5 protein-coding genes are annotated in these 4,427 nt (G+C 63.2%); 1 reads left to right on the top strand and 4 read right to left on the bottom strand.

The genetic code is table 11. The features are described 5' to 3' along the window. The 4 genes from ACY69P_RS14475 to ACY69P_RS14460 all read right to left on the bottom strand — a co-directional run. Nucleotides 1-1,260, bottom strand: a 1,260-nt coding sequence (locus tag ACY69P_RS14475) for a metal ABC transporter permease (protein ID WP_462327983.1), incomplete at its 3' end; no start/stop codon positions are given. Next, nucleotides 1,257-2,027, bottom strand: a complete 771-nt coding sequence (locus ACY69P_RS14470) for a metal ABC transporter ATP-binding protein (protein WP_404845089.1) — start codon at nt 2,025-2,027, stop codon at nt 1,257-1,259. The genes ACY69P_RS14470 and ACY69P_RS14475, both read right to left, overlap by 4 nt. Further along, nucleotides 2,024-2,524 (bottom strand): hypothetical protein, encoded by a 501-nt coding sequence (locus ACY69P_RS14465; RefSeq protein ID WP_462327982.1) that lies wholly within the window; start codon nt 2,522-2,524, stop codon nt 2,024-2,026. Before ACY69P_RS14465 ends, ACY69P_RS14470 begins: the two co-directional genes overlap by 4 nt. A gap of 198 nt (nt 2,525-2,722) precedes the next feature. After that, the gene (locus ACY69P_RS14460; protein ID WP_462327981.1) at nt 2,723-3,676 is read right to left on the bottom strand and encodes a metal ABC transporter solute-binding protein, Zn/Mn family; all 954 of its coding nucleotides are present in this window, start codon (nt 3,674-3,676) and stop codon (nt 2,723-2,725) included. Nucleotides 3,677-3,918: 242 nt separating this feature from the next. On the opposite strand from ACY69P_RS14460, the gene ACY69P_RS14455 reads away from it, so the two are divergent. Continuing rightward, the coding region (locus ACY69P_RS14455) for a hypothetical protein (RefSeq protein ID WP_462327980.1) at nt 3,919-4,427 on the top strand (509 nt) is incomplete at its 3' end.

The following is a 4,427-nucleotide window of genomic DNA, read 5'->3' as shown; positions in this document are numbered from 1 at the left end:
GTGGCCGTGGGGGTCTGTTGTGGGGTACCCCAGCAGACTGTCCAGATAGTCTATGGCGCGTTGGTCCTGAATGTGTTCGAGGATGTGGGCGCGTTCGTGCACCTCTCCGGCGGGGGTGCCGATGTGTTCTAGGTAGCTTTCCCATAGCCGGTGTGCGCGCAGAATGCGGCTGGCCTCCTGCGCGCCCTTGGGGGTGAGGGTGTAATGGGCGTTGGTTTCGGTGATGAGTGCATCGCGTACCATATTCCCCAGCGAGGCGCGTAGGCGCTTGCCGTCGGCCACGTAGGGGCGGATGTCGCCTGCTGTGGCGGGGTCGCCAGCGCGGCGGATGAGTGCGCCAAGGATGTCCTCCAGCACATGCTGGGGCACGGCGTGGCGCTGCCGCAGCCAGCGCGCGATAAGCCCGTAGCGCGGTGCCAGCGTGAGCACAACGATGAATTGCAGGGTGGAGAACACCATAATTGCGCCGCCGCCGGCGGTGTCGAGCCACACACACAGGTACAGCCCGCCCACCACGCTGGTCACGCCAAAGAGCGCCGCCAGCGCCATCATCCGCGAGAGTCTGTCGGACAGCAGGTACGCCGTTGCCGCCGGAGTGATGAGTAGTCCCACCACCAGAATAACGCCCACCATGCTCACCGCGCTGACCACCACAAGGGAGACGCACGTGGTCAGCAGATAGTCCAAAAAGACAATGGGCAAGCCAATGGACGCGGCCATAACCGGGTCAAACGCGGATATCTGAAAATGGCGGAAGAACAAGATAATGCAGGACAGCACCGTCGCGGCCACAAGGGCGCTGACCCACAGGTCCGTATCCGAAATGCCAAGCACATCGCCCATGATGAAGTGCATGAGGTCGATGTGGATATAGTGCCGGAAGATGGAGACCACCACCACGCCAAGGGCAAAAACGCCCGTGTACATGATGCCGATGGCTGTGTCCTCCTTCACGCGTGAGACGCGGGAGACAAAGCCGATAAGCCCTACGGTGAGGATGGCCGCGATGAGCGAGCCAATCAGCATGCCCGGGGCGTTGGCTTCCAGCCCAAAGAGCATCTTCATGACAAGATAGCCCCCCGCCACACCGGCAATCATGGCGTGGGAGAGCGCATCGCCCAAAAAGGCCATGCGGCGCAGCACCACAAGGCACCCCACAACGCTGGCCACCACCGCAACGATGCTGGCCCCGATGAGCGACTTTTGAAAATACGCCTGCGAGAGCGGGTCAAGAAACGCATGGCTGAGGAAATCTATCACGGCGTGGTTTCCTCCTTGCGGAAAACATCGGAAAAGACGCGGAGTTTGCCTTCATAGACCTCGCTCAGCAGGTCCTCGCGCAGGACCATTTGCGGCGTGCCGTAGGCAAACAGACGCTGCTTGATGAGGGCGAGGCGGTCAAAGTATTCGGCGGCGGTGGCAAGGTCGTGGTGCACCACGACAAGGGTTTTGCCTGCGGACTTGGCACGCTCCAGCACGTCTAAAATGGCGCGCTCTGTTGCGGCGTCCACCCCGGCGAAGGGTTCGTCCAGCAGCAGAATGTCCGAGCCTTGGGCAAGGGCGCGGGCCATGAATACCCGCTGCTGCTGGCCGCCGGACAGTTGGCCGATTTGCCGGTCCGCAAATTCGGCCATGCGCACCATGTCCAGCGCTTCGTCCACGGCGTCGCGGTCTTCTGGACCGGGATTGCGGTACCACGGGATGAGGTTGTAGCGCCCCATCATGGCAACCTCGCGCACGGTGATGGGAAAGTCCCAGTCCACAGCGCCGCGCTGGGGCACATAGGCCACGCGCCCCTTGGCCTTTTCCGCATCAATGCCGTCGATGCGCACATGCCCGACATCGCGGTGCACAAAGCCCAAAATGGCCTTGATGAACGTTGACTTGCCCGCACCGTTTGGGCCGATGACGCCGACCAGCAGGCCGTTTTCAATGGAGAGCGTCATGTCCAGCAGGGCGGGCTTTGGCCCGTAGCTGACGGTGAGGTGTTTGACCTCAATGACGGTTTTGCGCTCTGTGGTGGTCATGAATGGTCTCCGTCGCTGGCTGCGGTAAAGCGCAGGGTTCCGCTGACGCTTGCGCCGCCGTCGTTCCAGAAAGTGGTTTCCGCTGTGGGCTGGCCATTGCGCAGGACGCGGACGCGCACCGCATGGCGGGTGCCCCCTGCGGCGACGGGCGGCGCGGCCTGTACGTAGATTTCGTTTGCCCCCTGCACCACGCCGGAGACGGCGCGCCGTACCCACGGCTGACCGGGGCTGATGCCGCTTGGGATGGTGCCAATGGATGCGCCGTTGAGGGTGACGGTTATGGCTGGCGCGTCGGCGTCCGTGGTGCGCAGGGCAAAGGGGTCGGCCTGCGCGGAGAACGTTGGGGTCAGCTCAATGTCGTACACGGCGCGGGCCGCTTCGGGCGCGGCTTCGGCAAGGGCTGGGGGCGCCTGCCCGGAGTCGCGCAGGTGCATGTACACCCCAACCCCGCCGACAAAGGTAATCCAAATGAAAATGGTAAGCAGGAATCGAAGCATGGTGCCTGTATCCTTTGACGTTGATGACATGGGCGCAGGGCCGGTGAGGCTGGTGAGCGTCGCCAACCTGGAGCGCCTGCTGGTGCCAATTCTCGTGTTGCTCTGGCCCATTGCGTGGGCTTTGGATGGTTTTTCGCCTTACGTTGCTCTGGGTGCCCCGCCTGCATTGCTTCTTTGCGGGGCGGGGCGCTCAGGCCGTTAGCGCGACTCGTCTCCGTTGGTCAGCAGGGAATTGACGATGAGCAGGACGTTTTCCCGCATCATGCCAATGTAGGTTTCACCCGCAGTATCGGCCTCTCCCATGGAGTCCGAGTACAGCTCGCCGCCAATGGCCACGCCTGTGTCGCGGGCAATTTCGCGGATGAGCTTGGGGCTGATGGTGGTTTCCACAAAGATGGCGGGCGCGCCGGAATTGGCGATGGATTCCACCACCACACGCCGGCGGTCGGGCGTCATACCCGCGCCAACCTCGCTGCCTGTGGACCAGCCCACCGGGGCGATGCTCAGATAGTTGTTCCTCTCGTTAAACTTGAACTCCCGGCAGAAGTAATTGAACGCGTCGTGCGTGGTGACGAGGATGCGGCGGTGGGGCGGAATACGCGCCACCTGCTGGCGCACCCATGCGTCCAGTACGCGCAGTTGCTGCAGGAAAAGCTGAGCCCGCGCTTCGTACTGGCGCTTGCCGTCCGGGTCCAGCTGACTGACGGCGCGGGTGATGTTGTTGACGTAGACGGCGGCATTTCGCGGCGAAAACCATGCGTGGGGGTCCGGTATGGTTTGGCCGTCCTGACTGATGGCCAGCGGCTGGACGCCGTCGGTGCAGGTGACGATGGGCTTGCCCGCATCGCGGGAGAGGGTGCCCATCCAGTCTTTGCCCTCAAGGTGCAGGCCATTTTGCAGGCACAGGTCCGCGTCGAGGACGATATGCACGTCGTCCGGTGTGGGCTGGTAGGTGTGCGGGTCCGCGCCCGGGGCGAGAATGCAGTGCACTTCTCCCCGGTCGCCGACGATGTTGCGGGCAAAGTCGGCAATTTGGGTGGTGGAGGTGACAATGTTCAGGCCGTCCGAAGCACTGGCCGGGGCGGCGAGGGCAAGGCAGGCCATAATGCTCGCCAGCCAGATGCGGGCCCTTTTGAGAACGTTGGAATTCATGAGGCCTCTTGTGCGGTGTTGGTGTGGAACGACATGGGCGCATCAATAACCATCCGTAAATGGAACAAATAACAGACCCCTTGTCCAGAGGCGGCGGCGTTTTGGCAGGGTGTGCAGCGCATGGCCGGGACGGATGAACGCGGCGAAAGTGCAGGTCTGCGCACATGCCCCTCGCTGGAAACATGCGGCTTTTCTATGGTTCGCGCGTTGTGATTCACCGCAAGGACCAAAGGAGGTCGAATGTGAGGGACGAGAAAGCGTTGTATCAGTCGCGGACATTTTGGGGCGGGATGGTTGCCCTTGTTTGCGCCGTACTTGCCATTGCTGGTGTGGACGTGGATGAGGGCACCCGCGCCGAGATGCTGGAATGCGGCATGCTCATCGGCTCCGCCCTTGGCGGCGTGCTGGCTGTGTATGGCCGCATCCGCGCCAGCAAGCCCGTCCGCTTGCCCCGCGTGCGCCGCGCTCCCCGTGGGGGGAGGGAAGGGGCAGAGGCCGTGCCGGGCGAAGAGGCGAAAACGCCGGGTGAGGTGCAGGAAAAGTCGGGGAAGGCGTCCGGCGTGCGCCGCGGCCTGCCGCTTGTGCTGCTTGCTGTGGCGTTGCCGCTGTGCCTGCAGGCCTGCGCCATGGGCGATTTGACACCCGCACAGAAGGCGCTGGCCGTAGGCGAGGAGCTGCGCATTGCCTATGTGGCGCTATATGAGGAATACGGCGCTTTGCACGCCTCCCTGCCGCCCGAGGATGTGGCGTA

It is taken from the genome of Desulfobaculum sp., assembly GCF_054921475.1.
The sequence above is the reverse complement of the archived record's forward strand: the minus strand, read 5'-3'. Positions and strand labels throughout refer to the sequence as shown.

Bases quoted from the DNA above. Each gene is read 5' to 3' on its own strand.
- ACY69P_RS14470 (WP_404845089.1), bottom strand. From the start codon at position 2,027: ATGACCACCACAGAGCGCAAAACCGTCATTGAGGTCAAACACCTCACC.
- ACY69P_RS14465 (WP_462327982.1), bottom strand. From the start codon at position 2,524: ATGCTTCGATTCCTGCTTACCATTTTCATTTGGATTACCTTTGTCGGC.
- ACY69P_RS14460 (WP_462327981.1), bottom strand. From the start codon at position 3,676: ATGAATTCCAACGTTCTCAAAAGGGCCCGCATCTGGCTGGCGAGCATT.